This is a genomic window from Microcoleus sp. Pol7_B2, assembly GCF_036701035.1.
Lineage (GTDB): Bacteria > Cyanobacteriota > Cyanobacteriia > Cyanobacteriales > Microcoleaceae > Microcoleus.
Map to the genome: position 1 here is coordinate 88,264 of NZ_JAUBQB010000006.1, position 21,155 is coordinate 109,418.

The 21,155-nt window shown below is 44.8% G+C and carries 21 protein-coding genes and 2 pseudogenes; 10 read left to right on the forward strand and 13 right to left on the reverse strand.

The window, feature by feature from the left end:
- The first annotated feature begins 65 nt into the window (after nt 1-65).
- The 3 genes from QUA57_RS04125 (at nt 66) to QUA57_RS04135 (ending at nt 3,420) form a co-directional block, all read left to right on the forward strand.
- Nucleotides 66-1,436: an O-antigen ligase domain-containing protein gene (locus QUA57_RS04125; protein WP_333059678.1), complete on the forward strand. Its 1,371-nt coding sequence runs from the start codon at nt 66-68 to the stop codon at nt 1,434-1,436.
- Between the two features lie 551 nt (nt 1,437-1,987).
- Nucleotides 1,988-2,782 (forward strand): WecB/TagA/CpsF family glycosyltransferase, encoded by a 795-nt coding sequence (locus QUA57_RS04130; protein WP_333040560.1) that lies wholly within the window; start codon nt 1,988-1,990, stop codon nt 2,780-2,782.
- 194 nt (nt 2,783-2,976) lie between these two features.
- The gene (locus tag QUA57_RS04135; protein ID WP_333040562.1) at nt 2,977-3,420 is read left to right on the forward strand and encodes a DUF4079 domain-containing protein; all 444 of its coding nucleotides are present in this window, start codon (nt 2,977-2,979) and stop codon (nt 3,418-3,420) included.
- A gap of 81 nt (nt 3,421-3,501) precedes the next feature.
- Here the strand turns inward: QUA57_RS04135 and QUA57_RS04140 are convergent, their stop codons facing one another.
- The 5 genes from QUA57_RS04140 to ubiG form a co-directional block, all read right to left on the reverse strand.
- Nucleotides 3,502-4,410, reverse strand: coding sequence for an alpha/beta hydrolase (locus QUA57_RS04140; RefSeq protein WP_333059679.1), 909 nt, complete (start codon nt 4,408-4,410; stop codon nt 3,502-3,504).
- Between the two features lie 543 nt (nt 4,411-4,953).
- Nucleotides 4,954-5,691 carry an alpha/beta hydrolase gene (locus QUA57_RS04145; protein ID WP_333059680.1) on the reverse strand — a complete coding sequence of 246 codons (738 nt, stop codon included), beginning with the start codon at nt 5,689-5,691 and terminating at the stop codon, nt 4,954-4,956.
- A gap of 202 nt (nt 5,692-5,893) precedes the next feature.
- On the reverse strand, nt 5,894-6,406 hold the full coding sequence (gene fldA / locus QUA57_RS04150) for a flavodoxin FldA (protein WP_333059682.1): 513 nt from the start codon (nt 6,404-6,406) through the stop codon (nt 5,894-5,896).
- Nucleotides 6,407-6,568: 162 nt separating this feature from the next.
- Entirely contained in the window at nt 6,569-6,895 is a 327-nt protein-coding gene (locus tag QUA57_RS04155) for a cupin domain-containing protein (RefSeq protein ID WP_333059683.1), read from the reverse strand.
- A gap of 434 nt (nt 6,896-7,329) precedes the next feature.
- Nucleotides 7,330-8,175 carry a bifunctional 2-polyprenyl-6-hydroxyphenol methylase/3-demethylubiquinol 3-O-methyltransferase UbiG gene (gene ubiG / locus QUA57_RS04160; protein ID WP_333059685.1) on the reverse strand — a complete coding sequence of 282 codons (846 nt, stop codon included), beginning with the start codon at nt 8,173-8,175 and terminating at the stop codon, nt 7,330-7,332.
- A 225-nt stretch (nt 8,176-8,400) separates the two neighbouring features.
- Here ubiG and QUA57_RS04165 point away from each other — a divergent pair, with 225 nt between their 5' ends.
- On the forward strand, nt 8,401-9,132 hold the full coding sequence (locus tag QUA57_RS04165) for a TIGR04283 family arsenosugar biosynthesis glycosyltransferase (protein ID WP_333059686.1): 732 nt from the start codon (nt 8,401-8,403) through the stop codon (nt 9,130-9,132).
- 14 nt (nt 9,133-9,146) lie between these two features.
- On the opposite strand, the gene QUA57_RS04170 is transcribed toward QUA57_RS04165, so the two are convergent.
- The 4 genes from QUA57_RS04170 to QUA57_RS04185 form a co-directional block, all read right to left on the reverse strand.
- Nucleotides 9,147-9,431, reverse strand: coding sequence for a hypothetical protein (locus tag QUA57_RS04170; RefSeq protein ID WP_333059687.1), 285 nt, complete (start codon nt 9,429-9,431; stop codon nt 9,147-9,149).
- A gap of 172 nt (nt 9,432-9,603) precedes the next feature.
- Entirely contained in the window at nt 9,604-10,290 is a 687-nt protein-coding gene (locus tag QUA57_RS04175) for a DivIVA domain-containing protein (RefSeq protein WP_333059688.1), read from the reverse strand.
- Nucleotides 10,173-10,751: a pantetheine-phosphate adenylyltransferase gene (gene coaD / locus QUA57_RS04180; RefSeq protein WP_071587822.1), complete on the reverse strand. Its 579-nt coding sequence runs from the start codon at nt 10,749-10,751 to the stop codon at nt 10,173-10,175. The genes QUA57_RS04175 and coaD overlap by 118 nt, the downstream gene beginning before the upstream one ends.
- Before the next feature lie 122 nt (nt 10,752-10,873).
- Nucleotides 10,874-11,701 carry a M15 family metallopeptidase gene (locus QUA57_RS04185; RefSeq protein WP_333040580.1) on the reverse strand — a complete coding sequence of 276 codons (828 nt, stop codon included), beginning with the start codon at nt 11,699-11,701 and terminating at the stop codon, nt 10,874-10,876.
- Nucleotides 11,702-11,756: 55 nt separating this feature from the next.
- Here QUA57_RS04185 and QUA57_RS04190 point away from each other — a divergent pair, with 55 nt between their 5' ends.
- Nucleotides 11,757-11,900, forward strand: coding sequence for a hypothetical protein (locus QUA57_RS04190; protein ID WP_333250956.1), 144 nt, complete (start codon nt 11,757-11,759; stop codon nt 11,898-11,900).
- A 26-nt stretch (nt 11,901-11,926) separates the two neighbouring features.
- On the opposite strand, the pseudogene QUA57_RS04195 reads toward QUA57_RS04190, so the two are convergent.
- The 3 genes and pseudogenes from QUA57_RS04195 to QUA57_RS04205 form a co-directional block, all read right to left on the reverse strand.
- Nucleotides 11,927-12,070 (reverse strand): annotated as a pseudogene (locus QUA57_RS04195) (helix-turn-helix domain-containing protein); the annotation flags it as partial.
- 75 nt (nt 12,071-12,145) lie between these two features.
- On the reverse strand, nt 12,146-12,508 hold the full coding sequence (locus tag QUA57_RS04200; protein WP_333059689.1) for a transcriptional regulator: 363 nt from the start codon (nt 12,506-12,508) through the stop codon (nt 12,146-12,148).
- Nucleotides 12,492-12,838, reverse strand: a pseudogene (locus tag QUA57_RS04205) (type II toxin-antitoxin system RelE/ParE family toxin). The gene QUA57_RS04200 and the pseudogene QUA57_RS04205 overlap by 17 nt, the downstream one beginning before the upstream one ends.
- A 272-nt stretch (nt 12,839-13,110) precedes the next feature.
- Between QUA57_RS04205 and typA the strand changes: the two are divergent.
- From typA to QUA57_RS04225, 4 genes are all read left to right on the forward strand, one after another.
- Nucleotides 13,111-14,901, forward strand: a complete 1,791-nt coding sequence (gene typA / locus QUA57_RS04210; RefSeq protein ID WP_333041979.1) for a translational GTPase TypA — start codon at nt 13,111-13,113, stop codon at nt 14,899-14,901.
- 512 nt (nt 14,902-15,413) lie between these two features.
- Nucleotides 15,414-16,286: a ParA family protein gene (locus QUA57_RS04215; RefSeq protein ID WP_333029965.1), complete on the forward strand. Its 873-nt coding sequence runs from the start codon at nt 15,414-15,416 to the stop codon at nt 16,284-16,286.
- Nucleotides 16,283-16,729 carry a hypothetical protein gene (locus tag QUA57_RS04220; protein ID WP_333059690.1) on the forward strand — a complete coding sequence of 149 codons (447 nt, stop codon included), beginning with the start codon at nt 16,283-16,285 and terminating at the stop codon, nt 16,727-16,729. Before QUA57_RS04215 ends, QUA57_RS04220 begins: the two co-directional genes overlap by 4 nt.
- Nucleotides 16,730-16,870: 141 nt before the next feature.
- A complete protein-coding gene (locus QUA57_RS04225) occupies nt 16,871-18,133 on the forward strand; it encodes a DPP IV N-terminal domain-containing protein (RefSeq protein ID WP_333250959.1) in 1,263 nt (420 codons plus the stop codon).
- Nucleotides 18,134-18,274: 141 nt separating this feature from the next.
- On the opposite strand, the gene hpsL is transcribed toward QUA57_RS04225, so the two are convergent.
- Nucleotides 18,275-19,939: a hormogonium polysaccharide biosynthesis protein HpsL gene (hpsL, locus tag QUA57_RS04230; protein WP_333059693.1), complete on the reverse strand. Its 1,665-nt coding sequence runs from the start codon at nt 19,937-19,939 to the stop codon at nt 18,275-18,277.
- A gap of 470 nt (nt 19,940-20,409) precedes the next feature.
- On the opposite strand from hpsL, the gene QUA57_RS04235 reads away from it, so the two are divergent.
- The gene (locus QUA57_RS04235; protein ID WP_333059694.1) at nt 20,410-21,111 is read left to right on the forward strand and encodes an alpha/beta hydrolase; all 702 of its coding nucleotides are present in this window, start codon (nt 20,410-20,412) and stop codon (nt 21,109-21,111) included.
- Nucleotides 21,112-21,155 lie beyond the last annotated feature (44 nt).

The following is a 21,155-nucleotide window of genomic DNA, read 5'->3' on the forward strand; positions in this document are numbered from 1 at the left end:
TTAAGCGAGAATTTTTCTTGGGCAATTGAGTTGTCTTTCTATAATTTTACTGCCAAAAAAGACCTATGGCTGCATTAATCCCACTTGCTATGTTCGGCTTTATTCCAGTCGTTTTTTACCTGTTTGTGAGGTTTCCGGCTCAGCGGGCGGTAATTATAAGTTTTGTTGCAGCCTGGCTGTTTTTGCCGCAAGCTTCTTATCCTATCCCCCTACTGCCACCGTATACAAAAATTTCCGCAGCTTGCTACGGCATTTTGCTGGGGACTCTTATCTACGATCCTGCGCGCCTCACATCTTTTAAGCCCGGTTGGCTGGACGTGCCAATGGTAATTTTGTGTTTGTGTCCAATTATTTCACAAGTTAGTAATGGCGGCAGCCCGCTTTCTCCGACTATCAAGCAAATCGTTACTTGGGGTCTGCCTTATTTTTTAGGACGCTTGTATGTGGGTAATTTAGATGGGCTGCGACAATTGGCGATCGGGATTTTTGCCGGTGGGTTGGCCTACATTCCTTTTACTTTAATTGAAGGGGTTAGGGGCCCAATTCTGCACCAAATGATTTACGGGGTCAATGCCTTTGAGGACTGGGGTCAAGCAAGGCGTATGGGGGGGTGGAGACCGGTAGTATTTATGCAGCACGGTTTGATGGTGGGCCTGTGGATGATGACAGCCGCCTTAATTGCTCTTTGGCTGTGGCAAACTGGGACGCTCAAAAAGTTTATGGGCCGTAACATCAAGACTTTAGCAATTATATTAACTATCGCTTTTTTCCTGTGCCGTTCTACTGGCGCCTACAGTTTATTTGCAATGGCGTTGCTCGTATTATTCTCTGCCAAGTGGTTTCGCACCTCTTTGCCCTTGCTCTTGATAATTGGATATATAGTGTTTTATCTGTACGTAGCTGCATCGGGTCAATTTTCGAGCAAAGACGTGATTAATTTCATCACTCCAGTATTTGGCGAAGAACGAGCCGCCTCTTTGAAGTTTAGATTTGATAATGAAGAGATATTGGGGGAAAAGGCGCGGCAAAGATTTATGTTTGGCTGGGGAGATTCCGGCGGAAACCGCGTGTACGACGAGTACGGTAATGATATCTCGGTCACCGACAGCTTATGGATTATTGCATTTGGCGTCAACGGTGCACTCGGTTTAGTTAGTTTATTTTCTTCATTATTACTTCCTGTTATTGTCTTTTGCGTGTTTAAATATCCCGCCAGAACCTGGTCTAATCCCAAGGTAGCACCCGCTGCTGCCCTGGGAGTAGCCTTAACTATGTACGTGTTTGACTGCGTTTTGAACGCTATGACTAACCCGATTTTTGCGATGATTGCTGGAGGAATAGCGGGTCTGGTCTTAAAAGCTCCAGAAAGTCTTAAGGCCAAGAAAACCGGTTCGCCACCAAGAAGACAGGCGCTGGTTCACCAAAAATCAGGATGATTTTCATGAAGGCGATCGCTCCTTCACTTCAAGCTTGACACTATCTTGCCTTCCCTGGAGACAAACACTAAAAAATCTACCACTTTTGGATGAAATGCAGTTCTGAAGCTGCCAGATATTTGTCACTCGGTTAAAATTTTAACCTCATAAACTCTTTTTTACATTCATATCAAATCCGGTTGCATTGGAATGATTAAACCGATCTTGACGCAGAGAATACAGAGGAAGAGAACAGAAAGATGAATAATTGCGATCCAACCGAATTTGATATCATTGGCAATGCTTCAACAAGTATTAGCACTGGATGGCTTTTTTCTTGAAACTGTGTTGCGAGTTATAAACTTAAAAGTGGGCTTTATACACTTTTTCTAAAACGAGATGATTCTTTACATAATCTTTAAAAATCCTCACTAGACACGCAGGGTTTAGGAGGATATACTGAGAAAAGTATGTTCACCGAAGCACCTAGGTAGTTAAAACACGAAACTGAATGGTGGGTTATAATAGTAGTTTGAGTTGTAGTTTAATATAAAGTGGGAAGGGAATCATAAATGAAAACCGTTAATTTATTGAATGTCTCGATAGATAACTTGTCAATCACAGAGTTGTTTGAAAAACTCGACTGCGAAGGTGGTGTCGTATTTACACCCAATGTAGATCACTTGATTAAGTTGCAGTATGACCGCGACTTCTATGAAGCTTACAATACATCTACTTATAGAGTCTGCGACAGTCAAATATTGATGTATGCCTCCAAGTTTTTGGGTACTCCTCTCAAAGAAAAAATTTCTGGTTCTGATTTGTTCCCTGCATTTTATATGTATCACAAAGATAACGAGAAGATTAAAATATTTTTGCTAGGAGCTGCTGAAGGTATTGCTAGGCAAGCCCAGGAAAAAATTAACCAAAAAATTGGTAGAGAAATAGTGGTTGAAGCACTTTCTCCTTCTTTTGGCTTTGAAAAAAATGAGGAAGAATGTGAAACAATAATTGACGCGATCAATAAATCAGGAGCGACAGTTCTGGCTATAGGAGTGGGAGCACCCAAGCAAGAGAAGTGGCTGGTTAAATACAGGAGCAAATTAACACACGTCAAAATTTTCTTAGCCGTAGGTGCAACCATTGATTTTGAAGCTGGTTGCAAAGCCAGAGCTCCCAAATGGATGAGCGAAGTCGGCATAGAATGGGCGTACCGACTGTTAAGTGAACCGAGAAGGTTGTGGAAAAGATATTTGATTGAAGGTTTGCCTTTTTTCCGATTAATCTTAGAACAAAAATTAGGGTTTTATAAAATGCCTTTCATGGACAGCAAAACCACCAATCTAAAATGGGAAGGTGGCTCCTAAAAATGGCAGCGACAAATCTCTAGCGTAAATTAAGCTGAGTATCAGAGAAAGTGCGTTTGACTTCCAGGCAAGACGGATGCCATTTGTGGATAGTCCGATCGCAGTTTCTCTCAAAATAATTCATTTTTGCTTTCAAGTCCAGGTAAAATCGGAAAGAAACCTTTTGTGGAAAATCCTAATTAGGGATGCAACCGATGAATCTGCCTTCTTTCTTGTGGTTGTGGAAAATAGCGGCTTGGTCAATGGGTGTTGCCCTGTTGGCTTACCTGTTGCTGGCCGTTACTGGAACGTGGATGTTTGCCGCTAGGAGTACCAAACAACCCCGCCCAAAATGGCTGCGTCCCTTTCATTTAGCCACTGGTGCGGGGATGGCGACTTTGGTAATTTTACTGCTGGGAATTGGTGTAGTCGGTACGCTAGGATACTACGGCAATTTGGGTCACTCGGCTCATTTACCGGCGGGGTTAGCTGTTGTGGCTTTGGTGTTGGTTTCTGTGGGAAGCGGGCTGCAAATTGGTCCTAAACATCCTTGGGCGCGTCCCCTCCATATCGGCACTAATTTGGCCTTGTGTGGGGGATTTGTGACAGTGTTGCTCACAGGATGGACGATCGTACAAAAGTATTTGCCGAAAGTTTGAAAGCTGTCTATTTGACCTCAAACTCTACCAAATATGCAAGGGAAAACATATATGTAAGGTGCGCTGCAGCGCACCCTAAGTTTATTTTTTTTGTGTGATTCCGCTTTTGGTGATGAATTCTAAAATATGCTGCGCGGTAATTTGTGGCTTTTCTAAGTGGGGAACGTGCCCGCAGTCGGGTATCCAGATTAGTTGAGAATTTGCGATCGCCCTTGCAAACTTTTCCGCATCCGCCGTCCCCAAAATCTGGTCTTGTTTTCCCCACAAAATCAGAGTCTGCTGCTGAATTTGCGATAATTTTTCCCCAAAACCTCCGTAACCGCCGCTTTTGGTAAACGCAATTAAAGCTTGATTCCAGTTGGGCATTTCCAAGTGCAAAGCAGCACAAGTTTGAGCGTCTTGAGAAGCCAATTTTTTATCGAAATAAGCATTGACGCTAATTCGCTGGCGAATTTTGGGATTGCGTAAAAATGAAGTTGCCAGATACCCTAAAGGAGGAATTAAAAACTTTCCCTTATTAGAAGTGATGGCAAAACCTGCACTATCTATTAACACTAATTGTTTCACAGCTTCGGGATAATTGAGAGTGAAATCAATGGCTGCTGCACCTCCCATGGAAGCACCGACTAAGATTACAGGCTGCGAAATTAGCGTTTTCCAAAAATAGTAAAGATGACTTTCAATTGCCCTCGCGCTGAATGCCAAACCAGCCGCTCTTTCTGTAAAGCCAAAACCTAACAAATCAACCGCCCAAGTTTCATTTTCAGCAGCTAGCAGCGGCAACAGGCGCCGGAATTCAAACAAGGAACTGTCGAAGCCGTGAATTAGCAAAATCGGTGTGTTGCCCCTGCCTTGGCGCACGTAGGTTGTGGCAATTGGCTCAGAAGATAGGGGAGTTGTAATTGCCTCTCGCTGAATCCTTTGGGCTAAGGCAATTGAGGTAGATTCTGTGAGTTGTGCGATCGATTTTGGCAGAAAACTTGCTGGCATAATTCTTGATAAATTGTGAATCGGTAGGGGCGATGCCACTCTGTCCGCCCTAACATTTAAGTATATATGTTTGCTCGATCGCTATTTTAGGAGTTCGGGCGAGTCCTTAAAATTCGATCGATACTCAGTATCCCTCTGCCCAGGCTAAGGCTGAGTTTGTTAACAAGATGTTAAAATATTTTATAATCGTTGTTAATAATTGCTGTTTAATCTACCCTTACCTTCCTCTGCGTTAAGACCGTCTCTGCAGTTTATTCACAAAAACTAATTGACAAATCTAATAAAATTAGCCTACCATTTACTCAAACATCTGAATATATTTTAAATATTTTTTACAATTATTCTAAAATATCAAAAACAGACTGAGGATAACTCAAACTCCATACCTCAAAATCCTAGCAAATAAAATTGGCAGCATGGACTGGGACAACTGCGCCAAAAAAGTCGAAGCCTGTATGCAAAAGTTGCCATGAATTACGGAAATTAATCTACTATTTGCCACATTAAGTTTCGATAAATTGAACAACGAATAGCAAGCTTCACCTAAAACTTAAAATTTAAAATTGGTTGGTGGCTGTGTACATATAGCCAAAAGTTGAGTATTTTTTCGCCCACTTGTTCAGGATAGAAGTGGTGAAAGAAATGTCTACCGTCTTGACATTCCCAAAGCATATCGCCTTTTTTAAGAAATTTCGACCAGCGACGCATGACAACAGGAGATACCAGAAAATCAGTTTTGCTACTGCATATTAACAAAGGTACTTCTACACCTTCATCGTGGGAATTACTAATCCTAAATAAGGAGTGAGGACAAGGAGAACAGGCTAAGTCATTCTCAAAATATGAGATGAATTTTTGATGGATAATTTGATTTTGGCATCCCAGTAGATCGCCTACTATTTGATTCAAAACTTGTTTGCGACTCCGGGGAAAAGCTGAAAGATACGTATAGTAATGTGCTTGCCAATTAATAGCAGATGGCAAACCCACAAATAAAAGTCCCAAAGAACGTACTTTGTGAGGATAGCGGCGCGCATACATTAAACCAACTAATCCGCTAGTACTGTGGCCCATGAGATGAATTGGGCGATCGCGCAATGTTAAAAAATCGTGCAAAAGTTCAACAGCCATATCTAAAGAGCAAGCTTCGTCTTCAGTTTGTTGGTATTCCCATATCTGCACGGGTACAGAATCATTTAAGTAGGAAAGCAGCGATCGATCGAAGAATTGCAAACTCGGACTTACACTTAACCAAAGCACGTCTTCTGAACTAAACTTCATTTATTTTAAGTTGGATATCGAGTTATTCACAATTATAATTTATAGCCTTTCTCAGAAAGATGAGGTACTATAGGGCATAGGACATAGGGCATTCCTCACTTTTTTGAGAACCGCTGTATTTGCTAGATTTTCGGGGCGGGTTGAGTGCGTAATTTTTATTTTCGCACATCATCTAATTGCCAAACCCGCCCTACCGTGAAGTCTACAAGCTAAATTCTCTCTTGAGTTGAGATACCCAAGATTTGATGCGCGATTCCGTCAGATCGGATTGGTTGTCTTCATCAATAGCAAGACCCAAAAACTTGCCATCAACTACAGCTTTAGACTCATTAAAATCATAGCCATCTATCGGCCAATAGCCAACTGTTTCACCGCCCTGTTCAGAAATCTTTTCAGCCAAAATCCCCATTGCATCCATAAAATTATCCGGGTAGCCTTCTTGGTCGCCAGTTCCCACATAAGCTACTTTTTTGCCACTAAAATCAATATCATCAAGTTCAGGCAAAAAACCTTCCCAGTCGCTTTGCAGTTCGCCGATATTCCAAGTCGGACAAGCGATAATCAGACATTCGTATTCCGCAAAATCATCATTTTCAACGCTGCCGATATCGTGCAAGGTCACGATATCGCCACCAAATTCATCTCGAATCATTTCAGCTACAGACTCAGTTTTCCCAGTTGTAGTTCCGTAGAAAAGACCAATTGATTTCGACATTGTTACTCCGAAGGTGAAATTTGATAGTGCTTGAGAATTATTTTTTTTGAGTCAGGATTTGGCATTTCCTGCCTGCAATTGAGACAAAAACAGTAGACACGGTTGTGGCGAACCTGAGAAATTAGGGAGTCAAGGCAGCAAGGACACTGTTTTTTCATCTACTTAAAGTTGAAAATTCATTAACCAAGCTGACTCACTCAGATCGGGGTCTGGTTCGCAGTCAATTAGTAACAAATTCAGCGTCGTTTGTACTTTGAGACTGCGCGGGATGCCGGCGGGTACAAACACAAATACTCCCGGTGTTAAAGTGACTGTTTGATCGCACACCGTGAGAGTTCCCACTCCTTCTAAGACGGCGATGGTTACATCTTTAAACTTATCGAGGTCAGGTATTTCGGAATTTTTACCCAAACTCATCAGTTTTTGGCTGTCGGCTGGTTGTCCGTCGCTGATTGGCGAGGCTGACGCGGAAACTATTGCTGCTGTCACGGTGATTGACCTCCAGGTACTGTTAACTTCCGGCAGTTATTGCAATTAATATTCAATAAGCTACCATGCAATCTAGATAAATTGTCAACAGTTAAACATTAAGTTTTGTTGCAGCCGGCCGTGTATCTGGGTTAAAAAGCAGCACTTGCACCTGTAAATTGAGACAGGGCGGTCATTTGGGTCAAACAAACTGCGATTGGCGATTCGGTTCACGCCAAAATACTTGCTAATTATTATCATTTAATTTTAAAACACTCATCATTCATCATAGGACTTACGCAGAAACCGGGTTTGATGGACCAAAATATTGCATCCGGGCCTTTCACACTGATGAAAAACCCGGTTTCTTTAGTATTTATCCGTAAGTTCTACATCAGTCAACAGTTAACAGCCCACCGCCAACAGTCAACAGCCAACAGTCAACAGTCAACACACTACTTCTTCGCCCCAACGCCAACATACATAATCGACTTATCCTCATTAATTTTGATTTTAAACAACCCAGACTTTTTGTAATCCATATAGTTAGCTAGATTAGATGTTAGAGTTTGAGATACTTGTTTGAAAATACCCGCCGAAGGAAACACCTGCTTTCCGCGTGTAAAATCTTCCCAAAACCCGTGCATTGTGGCTAACATAGCGCCAATTTCGCCAAACATATCAAAACCTTTAATTTGAATATTGCCAAAACCAATATCCTGCATTACCACAGATAGTTCCTCCGGGGTAATAAATTTTTCCCAATCGTGAACGCCCCGCCTAATTTCCTGCAAAATATTTTCCATCAGTCCAATCATCACAATTTGCGAGGAAAAAGTTCGGTTGATTGTATCAAAAAAGAACAGTCCCCCAGGCTTCAGAATCCTGTGGACCTCAGACACAACTTTTTTGTAATCGGCCACGTGTTCCAAAACATCCACGCAGATTACAACATCAAAGGTATTGTCGTCGTAGGGCATATTTTCGGCAAAGCCTTGCCTGTAGTCAATCTCAAAACCGCTGGTAACTGCGTGATTTTGAGCGGCTACAATACATTTGTCCGATCGATCTATTCCAGAAACAATAGCGCCTCTCTCGGCCATAAACTCGCAAGAAAAGCCGCCGCCGCACCCGACATCTAAGGTTTTCAGCCCTTGCCAGTTAGTCGCGTGTCTGTCGAAGAACTCAAATCTGGGTTTGTTTAGGTGGTATAAAGCATAAATTTTAGCATTTTCGTCCCACCAATTATCGGCATTTTCCTCATAAAATTCTAAATCATTTTTTACTTCTGTTTTCTGCACGATTTTCTCAGTCCTGATTAGTGGAAAAGATATATGGCGATTGCACATTTGCGGGATTTTATAGGACGCCTATACACCTAATTTTTGTAAAAAAACCGAGGTTTCGTGACCAATTCGCAGGCAGACACCAGGTTCCTGAATCCGCGCGCGTAAGTTCTATTTTATCGTTAGTTGTGAATCGCCACAGTTTTTTATTATAATAGCTCTGGCATAAATTTCAACCAGATGGATCGCGTTTCTATTATCATCCCAGCCCTCAACGAAGCGACTTGTCTGCAACGCACCCTCCGCCAACTCAGCATCCTTAATCCTCCCGCTTGGGAAGTGTTGGTGGTAGACGGCGGCAGTCAAGACGAAACAGTGGCGATCGCACTTTCCGCCGCCACCCGCGTTATTTCTAGCAGTATAGCCGGACGATCCCTGCAAATGAATTTAGGTGCTCAAGTCGCCACCGGTGAAATTCTGTGCTTTCTCCACGCCGATACTTTAGTTCCCGACGACATTGTAGCAGTCATCCAGAAAACTTTGTCCGATGCGGAAATTTCCGGCGGCGGGTTTATCTCCCTGATGGCTGGTTCGCAGCAAACAAGATGGGGTTTTTCCCTCCACAATTACCTGAAAACTTATTACGCGCCACTGTTATTTCGACCTCATTTATTTTTCCAAGGATTGCGCCTGCTGTTTGGCGATCAAGTTATTTTTTGTCGCCGTAGCGATTTTTGGGAATGCGAGGGTTTCGATGCTGGGCTGCCAATTATGGAGGAAGCGGATTTGTGTTTGAAGTTAGTGCGACGGGGGAGACTTAAGTTAGTCAATCGGGTAGTGGAAAGTAGCGATCGGCGAGTTGCGAATTGGGGCGAATTAAAAGCTATTGCGATATATCTTTCGATTGGTTTTTTGTGGGGTTTTGGCGTTTCCCCAACGTATCTCAAGCAGTTTTATGAAGACATCCGCTGAAACACAAAATTTGATTAAATTCCCAAAATGTACTGCTTGTAATTTTTGGGCAAAACTTTTTCCAACAGGTAAATAATCGCCCAACAACCTAACAAAGTCCCCGTAAATAAAAAGCCGAGCTTCAGCAGGGGATTTACCGGGTCAATAAACTTATAAAACACTAACAACACATATTTCACTACTGTCGAATCCAGGAGATATATAGGGAATGAATAAGCAGCCAATATTTGGACTAACCCCGATGCTCTACTGGGAAGTGCGATACTCTTAGAAAATGCGAGGATCGATAATACGAACAAAATTGCGTATCCTTGAGCAGATAGTTTAAAAAACGATCCGAGAAACCATGCCTCCGAATTAACTCCACTTATCAGGTAATATTCCCAAATGCTAGCTAGATAAAATGCGAAAAAAAATCTACCTCAATTAGGTAGACTTTTAGAAATTTTCAACCAATGAGTTCAGTGTTGGCTAACCGTTGTTGTGATGGATGTGCGACGCAGAAACACTATCCAACTGATCGCGCCCGTTGCGGATCACGCGCAGCATATCGCTCAACTTGTGCTCGATATTATCGAGCACTTGGTCGGCATAATCATCGGCTCCGTTTTGAATTTCCTCGCATTCAGCCATAGCCCTGACTCTCATCTCCTCCAATTCCTCTTGAGCCTGGTAGCGAATTTGTTCGACTTCCGCCAGCGTGGCCTGCTGAATTGCCTCACAGTCGAGCAAAACTTGCTGGCGCAACTGATCTGCCTCTATCTTCGCCTGCTGGAGCAGGCCCATATCGTTTAAAATTTCTGCTGCTCTCTGTTCTGCTGCTTCTATCACTTCCTGAGCGTAAAGTTCCGCCTCTTGAAGCAAGTCGTCTTTGTGCCGGATGATCGTCTCGGCTTCCTGAAAGGCGATCGGCAAATTTAGCCTCACCAAGTCTAACTGATCGAGCAACTGTTCTTCATCCACCAGAGTGCGTCTGGTCATAGGAATTCGCGGGCTGTCGAGAACAATTTCCTCAAGCCTGTTCAATTCCCGCTGGATGTCTACTCCTGCGGTTCGGGTGGGATCTCCGAAGGCGGCTGTGTTCTGAGGTGATTCGTTCTCAGTGCTGATGCCGGTACTATCGGGTTCGATGCGAGTTGGTTCCTGCTGGCGTAACATTTGTAAATATCTAGGGCGACGTGTTTCGGAACAAGATGATCTACGGAGCCACCAAACTTGGCTATTTCTTTAACTACACTACTACTTAAAAAGCTGTACTCGTTAGAAGTTGCCAAAAAAACTGTTTCAATTTCACCCAGAAGGGTTTTATTGGTGTGGGCCATCTGGAGTTCCATTTCAAAATCTGTTAATACCCGGAGCCCCCGCAGCAGCACTTTGGCTTGTCGAATCTTAGCATAGTTTACTGTCAAACCCTCAAAACTGTCTACTTCTACATTTGGCAAGTGTTGGGTAGAGCGCAGGATCTGCTCGATCCGTTCCTCTACGGTGAAGAGAGGGGTTTTGCTGGGGTTTCTGACTACGGTAACAATTACCCGGTCAAACAGTTTAGATCCCCGCTCGATAATGTCTGCGTGACCGAAGGTAATGGGGTCAAAGCTGCCTGGATAGATTGCAATCACGAGTTTGGCTCAACGGAGTGAGGGGGAGTGGAGGAGTGGAGGAGTGGGAGAATGGGAGAGTGGGAGAGTGGGAGAGTGGCAAAGCCGGAGATGTGGACAATCTTCCTTCTTCCTTCTTCCTTCTACTTTTTCATGGAATGAGCTTTGTAGAAAGTTTCGAGGCTTTGCTTGTCGCCCACAAACCGCCAGTGCCAAGGCTCGTAACTAACGCCTTGGCGATTGTTTTTGGGGAAGGACATTTCAAAGCTGAAGGCGACGGCGTTGGCTTCTAACCACTTGAATGCTTCGGTATTTTCAAAACTGGGGCTGAGGTTGTGTTCCGGGGCGCTGCCGTCGCCGATGTCGATCGCGTAACCGGTGTGGTGTTCGCTGTAACCTGGAGGGGCGCTGACTTCGGCTCGCTTGCTGGCGTTTTGCCTGCGTTCGGCTTTCACGTCAAAAAATACGTGCTGTTGGTCTTGCAGGGAGCGAAAGCCGGATATGGGAGCGAAGTAGATGCCTGATGCGGCGGCGGCGTTGGCCATTTCTTGATATTTTGCTGCTGCTGAGGTGCGGAGTTTGACGCTACCGTCGGAGGTGACGCCTACCAAGTCTTTGGCTGGTGCTTCTGGGTACGGCAAGTGTCCCAGGAGGTTGTCTGGGGTTGTGGGGACTTTAGGGGTGCTAGCTGGACTCGCGACAGACGGAGACGCGGAACTTGTCGGCGCTGAGTTTTGTTGAGTTGGCTCTGCCTGACTGGTGGCTGGGAACAAGTTAAAGTTGAGGTGCAGCCAGATGCTGACCCCACAGGCTAGTGCGGCCAACCCTAGCAGTTTCCAAATCAGCCCTTTTTTCTTGGACTGACTCTGCCCTGCTTCTGGGTATGGGTGGTCTCGTACTGCTTCTGGAATTTCGTCGGCGACAAGCTCCGAGGCTTGCGGGGGTTTTCTTGACAGACTAGCGTTATCCAAGCCAGCTCCACTCCTGCACTTCAATAAGGCTCAACGTTAAAAATTGTAGACCGATATGGGCGATCCAACAGCTACAATTGCCGCTGAGAATATATCATCTCTTTCACACTTCGCCCCGTCCCATCCGCCAACTCTCGCATCTGTTGCTTGGGCCCACAGTCGATCGTCCCTGCGAGGCCGAACTGGTTGGCGCTGGTAGCGCTGGTTTATTTTAAGTGTAATTTGTTACTGTTCCACAAAATCCAAAAATTCTTCGATCGACACATCAAACGTCCGGGCCAATTTTAGGAGAACACCGATGTCAGCCATTGCCATACCGGGCGATCGGGCATAACTTTTAACAGTATTGTAGGATACCCCGGAGCGATCGGCTACTTCCTTTAGCGCTCAGGGTTCGAGCGCCGTTAAGGTCTAATTAGTAGCTTAAGGCTCGATCGCCCAAAATCAAACATTACCAACTTCCGCCAACTCAGTAGCACTAACAGAATGTTCCTCTTCCCCTTTCTCCCCTTCATCAATCACAACAGATAACTTCAATCCCACAGTCTTCAGCCAACTTCCCAAAGCATAAATTGTCGCACTTCCTTCTCCCGACAAAAAAACATCTAATTTTTCCAAATGCAATGAGGCATCCCCTGCAGACATATTTGGTTCGCCAAGAGCCTCAAATACATTGCTAAGTGCGAGTTCCAGCAAACCAGGTTCAGGCTCTTCATCTTCCAAATGCGCTGTTAGATAAGCCGCAGCGTGTATTTTATCCTTGAGCGCTCCTATCAGATAGCCCTGGTAACTATCGCTCGTTGGCATTTTCGCGTTCTCCATATTCTTTCCAATACTCATACGCTTTGCGGATATCTTGTTCTTGAGTGCTTTTCTCCCCACCGCAGAGAAGAAGAACTATTGTTGACCCCAATTGTCCGAAGTACACGCGATACCCCGGCCCAAAATCAATTTTTAATTCGCAGACTCCTTCCACAACAGAGTTGCTGTTCCTAAATTCCCTAAGCTAACTCGGTCAAGCCTTTGCTCAATTTTAACTACCGCATTCAAAACTCGCAGAGAACTAGGCCACTCTGCGAAAGGATTTCTACCGTCTGGGGTAATATAACGTCTAATTTCCCTCGGTTGTACTTCCATAAGGTCGATCGTACTTGCACCCTCATCTTCATACCGGCGAGCGACCCGTATCCAAGCTTCTTCACCTGGGCCCACTCAACATCACCGATCAAAAGGAACTCTGCGGTCAGGCGTGGTGTAACGCTCAATTTCCCTCGGTTGCGCTTCCATAATCTTGATTCTAGCCACGATCGCACTCCAATCTTAGAGCCGCGCCCGATCGCCCCTTGACTTCATGCGCTACAATTATTAAGAAATCTTTAGTTAGATCCGTTTAACGCTCCAGACGCATTATGAGTCTTCCCATTCGCAACGTCGCCATCATTGCTCACGTCGATCACGGCAAAACCACCCTTGTGGACGCTCTCCTCAGACAGTCCGGGATCTTCCGCGAAGGGGAAGAAATCCCAGATTGCGTCATGGACTCCAACGACATCGAGCGCGAACGTGGCATTACCATCCTTTCCAAAAACACCGCCGTCAGATACGGAGAAACCCTGATCAACATCGTCGATACCCCCGGACACGCGGACTTCGGCGGAGAAGTCGAACGAGTTCTCGGCATGGTTGACGGCTGTCTGCTGATCGTAGACGCCAACGAAGGCCCGATGCCGCAAACGCGGTTCGTGCTCAAAAAAGCCCTAGAAAAAGGACTGCGCCCGATCGTCTTTGTGAATAAGATCGATCGCGAGCGAGCCGACCCCCACAAAGCCGTCGATAAAGTTTTGGATCTGTTCCTCGAACTAGGCGCTGACGACGATCAGTGCGAATTTCCCTATCTCTTCGGTTCCGGCTTAAGCGGTTACGCCAAAAAACACCTCGAAGACGAAGGGGTCGATATGAAGCCCCTCTTTGAAGAAATTCTCGACCACGTACCACCCCCCGTAGGCGACCCCAACAAGCCACTACAACTGCAAGTAACCACCTTAGATTACTCAGAATACGTCGGTCGCATCGTCATCGGCCGCATCCACAACGGCACGATTAGAATCGGTCAACAAGCAGTCTTAATCACCGAAAGCGGCGCGATTGTCAAATCAAAAATTACCAAATTGATGGGCTTTGAAGGCCTGAAGCGGATTGATATCCCAGAATCTTCTGCTGGTAATCTTGTCGCCGTTGCTGGTTTTGCTGATGCGTATATTGGCGAGACAATTACCTGTCCCAACGACCCGCAAGCACTGCCTTTAATCAAAGTAGACGAACCAACTTTGCAGATGACTTTCTCTGTGAACGATTCGCCGTTCTGCGGTCAAGAAGGTAGTTTAGTAACATCGCGTCAAATTCGCGATCGGCTAATGCGAGAACTCCAAACCAACGTCGCCTTGCGCGTCGAAGAAACCGAATCTCCCGACAAATTCCTCGTATCCGGCCGTGGCGAACTCCACCTCGGAATCCTGATCGAAAATATGCGTCGCGAAGGATACGAATTTCAAGTATCCCAGCCGCAAGTAATCTACCGCGAAATCGGCGGTCGTCCCTGCGAACCCTTTGAATGTTTGGTGTTAGACGTACCCGAAGAAGCAGTCGGCGGCTGCATCGAACGCCTCGGTCAGCGGAAAGCAGAAATGCAAGATATGCACGTCAGCAGCACCGGCCGCACCCAAATCGAATTTTCGGTCCCCGCTCGCGGTTTGATTGGATTCCGAGGCGAGTTCATGCGCTTGACTCGCGGCGCTGGAATTATGAACCACAGCTTCCTCGACTATCGCCCCCTCGGTGGAGAAATTATCGCCCGTCGCAACGGAGTATTGATTTCCTTTGAAGAAGGAATTGCAACTACTTATTCACTGAAAAATGCTGAAGACCGTGGCGTATTTTTCATTACCCCCGGAACCAAGGTTTACAGAGGGATGATTATCGGCGAAAACAACCGAGATGAAGACATGGAGCTGAATATTTGCAAGTCGAAGCAGTTGACAAACCACCGCGCATCTGGCGGTGAAGAATTGGCGCAATTGCAAGCACCAGTCGATATGAGTTTGGAACGCGCTTTGGAGTACATCGGCCAGGATGAATTGGTGGAAGTAACACCGAAATCAATTCGCTTGCGGAAGGTTTCTAAGAAGTTGGTCAAACGCTAAAACAACTTGTAGGGTGCTCTTCGGCGCACCTTACTGGTGAAACGCTAAAACAACTTGTAAGGTGCTCTTCGGCGCACCTTAATTTCTGTCGACCGTAAAAACCTGCCAGACCTTAAAAAAGTATATATTATCTAATTGTGCTTTGGTTATTTTACTTAATTTTACGCTTGAAAGCTGATATTTATCGGTAGGTATTTCCCCCAAAACCTTTAAACACCATGCAAATAAGGTCCTCAGAGAAGCACAAGTATTCGGATTAGATAAAACCTTTTCAACATTAAGTCGATCGAGAATTGGGTCGCGGTGTTCCTTTTCATTAAATCTAAAATATATCTGTTTGAGTTTACCTTTTGGATGGCTAATAATTTGATTTTTTTATTATTTATTTCTATATCATAGCCTGCTTTTCATGTCAATTGGCATATCGGGCTGCTCAGGTGTGATCGCGCGATCAACTAACCGCCACAATATGTTTTAATTTATATTTGAGCAAAATCCAAACAAAGCCAGCCATGAGTCCTAAATCAATAGCCGTAATCAACTTCAAAGGCGGTGTCGGAAAGACTACCGTCACTTGGAGTCTGGGAAATATTATATCCCAAGGAACCGACTTAGAAGTCTTGATGTTAGACTTAGATCCGCAAATGTCGCTCACAGAGGCGATCGGACTTAACGAAAATACAGGTCATTTAGATGACAAGTTTGGTAAGTGGTACGAAAAATCCCTCAAGCATAGACTTACAATTTACGACGCTCTAGAAGTCTTTAAAAAAGCCGGACAAAACTTTAAATTTCCCGTTGGTTTCGACACCATTTATCAGATTGACGAACAGTTGCATTTTGTCCCTTCAGTTGAAGAATTGTATTGGTTAGATATCGATGGATTTGAGGGGAAAAGTGTTAAAGACTTCATCCGCAGGTTCATCGGCAAAATCGCCAACTCTGCCAATCTCCCCAAATACGACTTGATGCTTTTTGACTGTTCGCCTTCCTTCAGTCTCCTCACATACAGCGTACTCTCTTGCTGCGACTTAATATTAATTCCAGTCAATCCCGATTATTTTGGTTCTAGGGGATTGAGTTTAGTTTTAAACTCGCTTCAGAAACGGATTGAGCCTTATCCGTTTCCTAAGATAGCAGTCTTTATGAATAAAGCTAAAACCTATGGAGGATTGCTGACAAATGAAGTTCAGTTTTACATGAGAGAAGTAAAGAGACTTTGCGATGAGATATCAAAAGATAATAACATAGAAGTTAGATTTTTAGAATCGACGATTCGGGAAAGTGTCGGGCTAAAACGGGCGATTAATGAGGGAGAACTGCCGCGAGAATTAGTTAGAGAATTTGAAAAACTATGGCGCGAGTGTGAGGAGTATCTGAAATGAGTAAAAAAGAAATTTTGGCTGCTTCCGAACAAGAGAGCGGGGGTTTAGTTGAGGAAATTGGCGAACTTAAGGAAATCTTGCGGGACGTTGCTAGAAAATTAACCAGGCTTGAGACTCAAGTCAAGCGGGGAGTGGTTTCTGCTGGCTCAAAAACTTCGGATATTACCAGGGGTGCTGATGTTAATAAACCTGTTAATTTATCGGCTGCCAATGTTCTAGAAGTTTATGAAGAACTGCGTTTACAAGCTAAGAATGGTAATGAAGAAGAGGTGAGGCAAAAGTTGTTGGCCATGAGTGCAAGTGACTTGAACTTGATGTGTTGCGAGTTAGGGATGCCGCCCAGCAGCAAGAATCCGTCGCGCAAAAAAATGTTCGAGCTAATTATTGGCAGAATTAAACAGAGTTTGAGGCTATCGAGACATATCGACAGACAAACACTTTGAATCGGGCATTGCGAATTGGGCATTCGTAATAGCTTGGAGTTAGAATTTGCCATATCCCCGCAGGACTTTAAGAAGTCGGAGATATGAGGACTGAAGACTGTGAAAATTTAAAAGTAAGGAGATGATATTGACAAAATGCTTTTGAATAAATTATTGCGACTTAGTTCGATCGCCCTCATCTTCCTAACACTCTTAATCAGCTTGTTTTTGAGCCTTCACAGCCCTCCCCCAACCGCAGCCCAAAAACCAAGGATACTAGCGTTTACCGCCCTCCAGATGCGCGGCAGCGAGACCATATCTAATTTATTTGCGGTCAATGCTACCACTTCCGCTCGCCGCAAACTTACACCTAATATAGATGTTAGCGCTCCCCTAGTGTGGTCGCCCAACGGTCAGCGACTGGCTTTCGTGAGTGGCGATACCGAGATTTATACAGTCAATGCTGACGGTTCTCGACTAACTAAACAGTTTGCTGAGGGTGGTTGCAAAGCACCTAATTTTGAAATAGCTTGGTTTTCCAACAGCCAGAAACTTGTTTTTGCCCGTTCTTGCGACGGTTTTACCTCTGATGCTCCCGGTAGCCAATCACTTTATATAAGCGACACTTCTGGCATTAAAGCAACTAAATTAGTTCGGGAATTGGAAGTAGGAGGAGAGCAGGCTCAAACGGAAATTTCATCGGAATTTTACCTTTCGCCGGACGGTCAGCAAGTAGCATTTGTCAAAGATAAAAATATTTACAAAATGAATGCCGACGGTTCGGGAATGACCAAACTAACTAAAAGTCCCGGCGAATATATATCTGGCGGCAGTCAACTTGTTTGGTCGCCCGATCGCACAAAAATTGCTTTCCTGTTCGGCGCGTATCCGAAACAGCAAATTTACACAATTAATGCCGATGGAACCAACCTCAAAAATTTGACTAACAACCCGCAAAATGAGGTTTACAACGTCAAACTATTTTGGTCGCCAGACAGCAGCCGCATTGCTTACTATTATAATAAACCCGGCGATTCATCAGGCGAACAGCAAGATATCTACCTGCTCGACATTAACCGGGGGACAGCCAAGAATCTCACCCAACAACCCAGAAACTACAACGAAATTTCGTGGTCGCCGGATGGCAATTTTATTGCTTTCGTCGCCGGAGAGTTCAACAATCAAAAACTCTACACAATCAATGCTGACGGGAACCAGCTAAATCAACTAGCTACCAGGCTAAAACCGTCGGAAATTTCTGAATTAGCTTGGTCTTCTGACAGCCAGCAAATTGCTTTTATATTTAATGAAATCCAAGGAGACAAAAGCAACTTGTATGTAATTAATCGGGACGGTTCGGCCTTGAATAAATTGACAAACGACCAGGATTTGAATGCTAGCCATCCGGTTTGGCAACCGCAGTAAAGTTAAGAGCCACAATATGCTGTAGGGGTGGGTTTTAGCACAGATAAACCCAGAACGGTGGGCTATCTTTGCACCGCCTTGGAGCGAAAGCGGGTTACTGAACAAGAAAGAATCCACCAAACTCAACACTCAAAACTATTCTCAAATTGGGGAAGATGCAATAATTTTTTTCTCCTTTAATGGCTGGTGAACTTGCAATTCATTTGACTCAACTTCCTGGTGTTTTTCATCCTGCACCTGTTTATCAATTTTGGGCAACTTTAAAATCGCCCCAGCTAAAACCCAATAATACACGGACACTGGATCTACATCCAGCGGATAGTATTGAGTATTGATCGTAATAAATGCAACAAACACCCAAAAACTAGCTCCGTAACTCCGCAAACTTTTGTCCTTGACAGATCTGTAAGCTCTAAAAGTTAGAAAAGCTAAGTGTAAAAGCATGAGCTGAAAACTAATCATTCCCGGATAACCGAGTTCGTATATCAACTTAGGTTGGAAAGTTTCAATTAGCTGCGTGGCACCAAATATTCGCGTTGAATTAGTGGCTCGTCCCACACCTCTACCGAGAGGTTTGTCAATGATAAAATTGTTGCTCTGCTCGAACTGATTAAAGAGAAACTGCTGGGGCGGTGCAGCATTCCAGCGACGAACAAAGCTCTCCCACCGCTGCTCGACAATTCCCGGGTTAATAGCTGCACCGACAAACAGCAGAATCGCCAGTCCTGCACCGACGGGAATAAATCGTTTTAAATTAACTAATTGACCGGTGAGAACTAGCAGGATTGCTGTAGCAACGGGAACCATAACTAAAGCAGCTCTTTGACCGGAAATAACTGCATTGGCAAATACTAATGCCATGCCAAATAAACCGATAACTCGCCACCAGAATGAAGGATCGCAAAAAGCAGAGGCAAAGGTTAAAAAAGCATTAGAAATTAAAAACCAGGCCCACTGCCAAGGCGCGACAAAAGTTCCCGGCAAGCGGACCATCTTGACTTCTGGACTGAACACCAAAGAACCGCCGACAAAACATCTAGCTTCCAGCGTTGCTTTATATAATTCTGCTCCGGTCATTCCTCTGGTTCCCGCACACTTTCCACTTTGCAGCAACAGGTACTGAATCAAACCGAGAAGGCAGCAAACGATCGCCAAAACGATGTGCATTCGACTAAAAAATACCAAATCCTTCTTAGTGCGGAGCAGATAATAGGTACAAGCAATCAGCGGTATGTAACCTATCAATACTTTTAAGCCGAGAATTCCTTGCAGAATTGGTTTGTCGCCCGCCCTAGGGTTGAGCTGCATCTCCCCGTTGACAAAAATTAAAGTCAGCATTGCCATCATCAACAGGATGCTAAAGGTAGAAAGCATTTGTTTGGGAATGAACAGGCGCAACTGTTTCTTTTTGCAGCTTTGAATTAGGGCGATGAGAGCTGGTATGTAGAAAGCATCTTTGGCTACTTGAAATGCAGCATTCCCGCCGCCAATTGCGTAGGTAATTGTACCACTGAAAGGCAGGTAAATTAGAAAAGTCCACAAAGCTTGACGGGGATATTTGTAGGAAAGCAGCAAGATAGCTGCGGCTGCGCCTCCTGCAATAGCAATCTTAGGGCCTGCTACGAACAACAGGGGGATGCTGAGAGCAACGGTGACTAAGCAGCTTATGGCGATCGCCTGCACCAATTCATTGCGCTTTTCTGAAATTTTGCGTTTTTGTGCAGCTACTTCTTTTTTGCTGAGCGCTGTTGTTTTTTCGCTGTGCTTGTGTTTGGATTTCTTGGATTTGCGCTTGGTTTTCAACATATAGCAGAAGCAAGAAGGAAAAGGGAAGAGGGAAGAAGGCCCTTCGACTTCGCTCAGGGTAAAAAGAGGGAAGAGGGGAGAGGGAAGAAGGAAGGAAGAAGGAAGAGGGACTTAGTTGCCTAAGAGAGAAAGAAGAAGAAATCGACCCCTTATGTTTGTGCAATTAAGAACGTCCTCCCGTGAGGGCAGTTCCTATAATTTTTATAAGGCACTTATGTTGAAGGCGGAAGACACTCTGATATAGAAGGCTGGAGATGTAGAAGGTAGAAGACAGAAGGAATAGAAGCGAAAAATTTCGGCAGATGTGGTTACTTATTTTTAAAGTCAAGATCGAGAAAAAGTCTCGGTTTAGATTGTAGGTGTGACGCGGGCACAAATTACATTGGCGACCTTGTAGAATATAACTGCTGCATCTATAATGTACAAAAATGTACAAATCTCGAAAAAATAATTTTAATGTAGCGGTGAATATGAAATTAACAAAATTTGTCTCGATCGGCATTGCCCTACTTTTAGGATCAAGCGGGAGCATATTATCTAGCAGCAGTAGAGCATTAGGGGCCGAAAAAGTTGTCCTCACCTTTGGCCCGATCAGACAAGCCATTAATGTCAGCGACTTAGAAGAATTTGCTAAAAACGGCACGACGACGCCAACCCTCCAACAAATTATCCGGTTCTCCAAAATGGACGCGCAAATGCTGCGGGGGTTCATGGGTTTAGAAATTGGTTTAAAGCCTGCTAATCTGGCGAGGGTAGTTTACAGCACCCCGGGAGAAAAAATCACTGACGACATCGGTCAAGCAATTCGGACTCAGCGCCGCACAGAAAGCGGAAAAGCTCTGCGGGCAGCGGTGATCCTGGCATCCGGGGATGACGGTAAAGTATCGCTGCTCGAAATCCTGAAAAAGTATCCTCTCAACGAGGTTTACGTAGATGTTGCCAGCCTTCGCACCGCTGTTGGGAAAGTTCAGAGTATAGCCGGAACTCTGCGAAGCCTGCTTCAAGATGTGACGAGATCGACAACTCGCACAACTGAAACAAATCCTACCGAAAGTCCGATCGAACCTCGCCGCAGCGTGCAGCCAACAACTCCGCCTCCAGCGCCGCGCCGCGTCGCGCCCTTGCCAGCACCCGCACCGCAGCCTGTGACGCCGGTCAGAGGGCTTTGGTAAAAAAATCATAAAGGTGTCCTAAAGGCGGGTTGAAGGGGCTGTTG

Excerpts from the sequence above, each read along its gene's own strand:
- QUA57_RS04175 (WP_333059688.1), bottom strand. The coding sequence starts at position 10,290 with ATGTTACGCCAGCAGGAACCAACTCGCATCGAACCCGATAGTACCGGC.
- QUA57_RS04220 (WP_333059690.1), top strand. The coding sequence starts at position 16,283 with ATGAGTAAAAAAGAAATTTTGGCTGCTTCCGAACAAGAGAGCGGGGGT.
- QUA57_RS04135 (WP_333040562.1), top strand. The coding sequence starts at position 2,977 with ATGAATCTGCCTTCTTTCTTGTGGTTGTGGAAAATAGCGGCTTGGTCA.
- QUA57_RS04125 (WP_333059678.1), top strand. The coding sequence starts at position 66 with ATGGCTGCATTAATCCCACTTGCTATGTTCGGCTTTATTCCAGTCGTT.
- QUA57_RS04235 (WP_333059694.1), top strand. The coding sequence starts at position 20,410 with ATGAAATTAACAAAATTTGTCTCGATCGGCATTGCCCTACTTTTAGGA.
- QUA57_RS04145 (WP_333059680.1), bottom strand. The coding sequence starts at position 5,691 with ATGAAGTTTAGTTCAGAAGACGTGCTTTGGTTAAGTGTAAGTCCGAGT.
- QUA57_RS04130 (WP_333040560.1), top strand. The coding sequence starts at position 1,988 with ATGAAAACCGTTAATTTATTGAATGTCTCGATAGATAACTTGTCAATC.
- QUA57_RS04200 (WP_333059689.1), bottom strand. The coding sequence starts at position 12,508 with ATGCCAACGAGCGATAGTTACCAGGGCTATCTGATAGGAGCGCTCAAG.
- QUA57_RS04190 (WP_333250956.1), top strand. The coding sequence starts at position 11,757 with ATGGGCGATCCAACAGCTACAATTGCCGCTGAGAATATATCATCTCTT.
- QUA57_RS04165 (WP_333059686.1), top strand. The coding sequence starts at position 8,401 with ATGGATCGCGTTTCTATTATCATCCCAGCCCTCAACGAAGCGACTTGT.
- typA (WP_333041979.1), top strand. The coding sequence starts at position 13,111 with ATGAGTCTTCCCATTCGCAACGTCGCCATCATTGCTCACGTCGATCAC.
- QUA57_RS04140 (WP_333059679.1), bottom strand. The coding sequence starts at position 4,410 with ATGCCAGCAAGTTTTCTGCCAAAATCGATCGCACAACTCACAGAATCT.
- QUA57_RS04215 (WP_333029965.1), top strand. The coding sequence starts at position 15,414 with ATGAGTCCTAAATCAATAGCCGTAATCAACTTCAAAGGCGGTGTCGGA.
- hpsL (WP_333059693.1), bottom strand. The coding sequence starts at position 19,939 with ATGTTGAAAACCAAGCGCAAATCCAAGAAATCCAAACACAAGCACAGC.
- fldA (WP_333059682.1), bottom strand. The coding sequence starts at position 6,406 with ATGTCGAAATCAATTGGTCTTTTCTACGGAACTACAACTGGGAAAACT.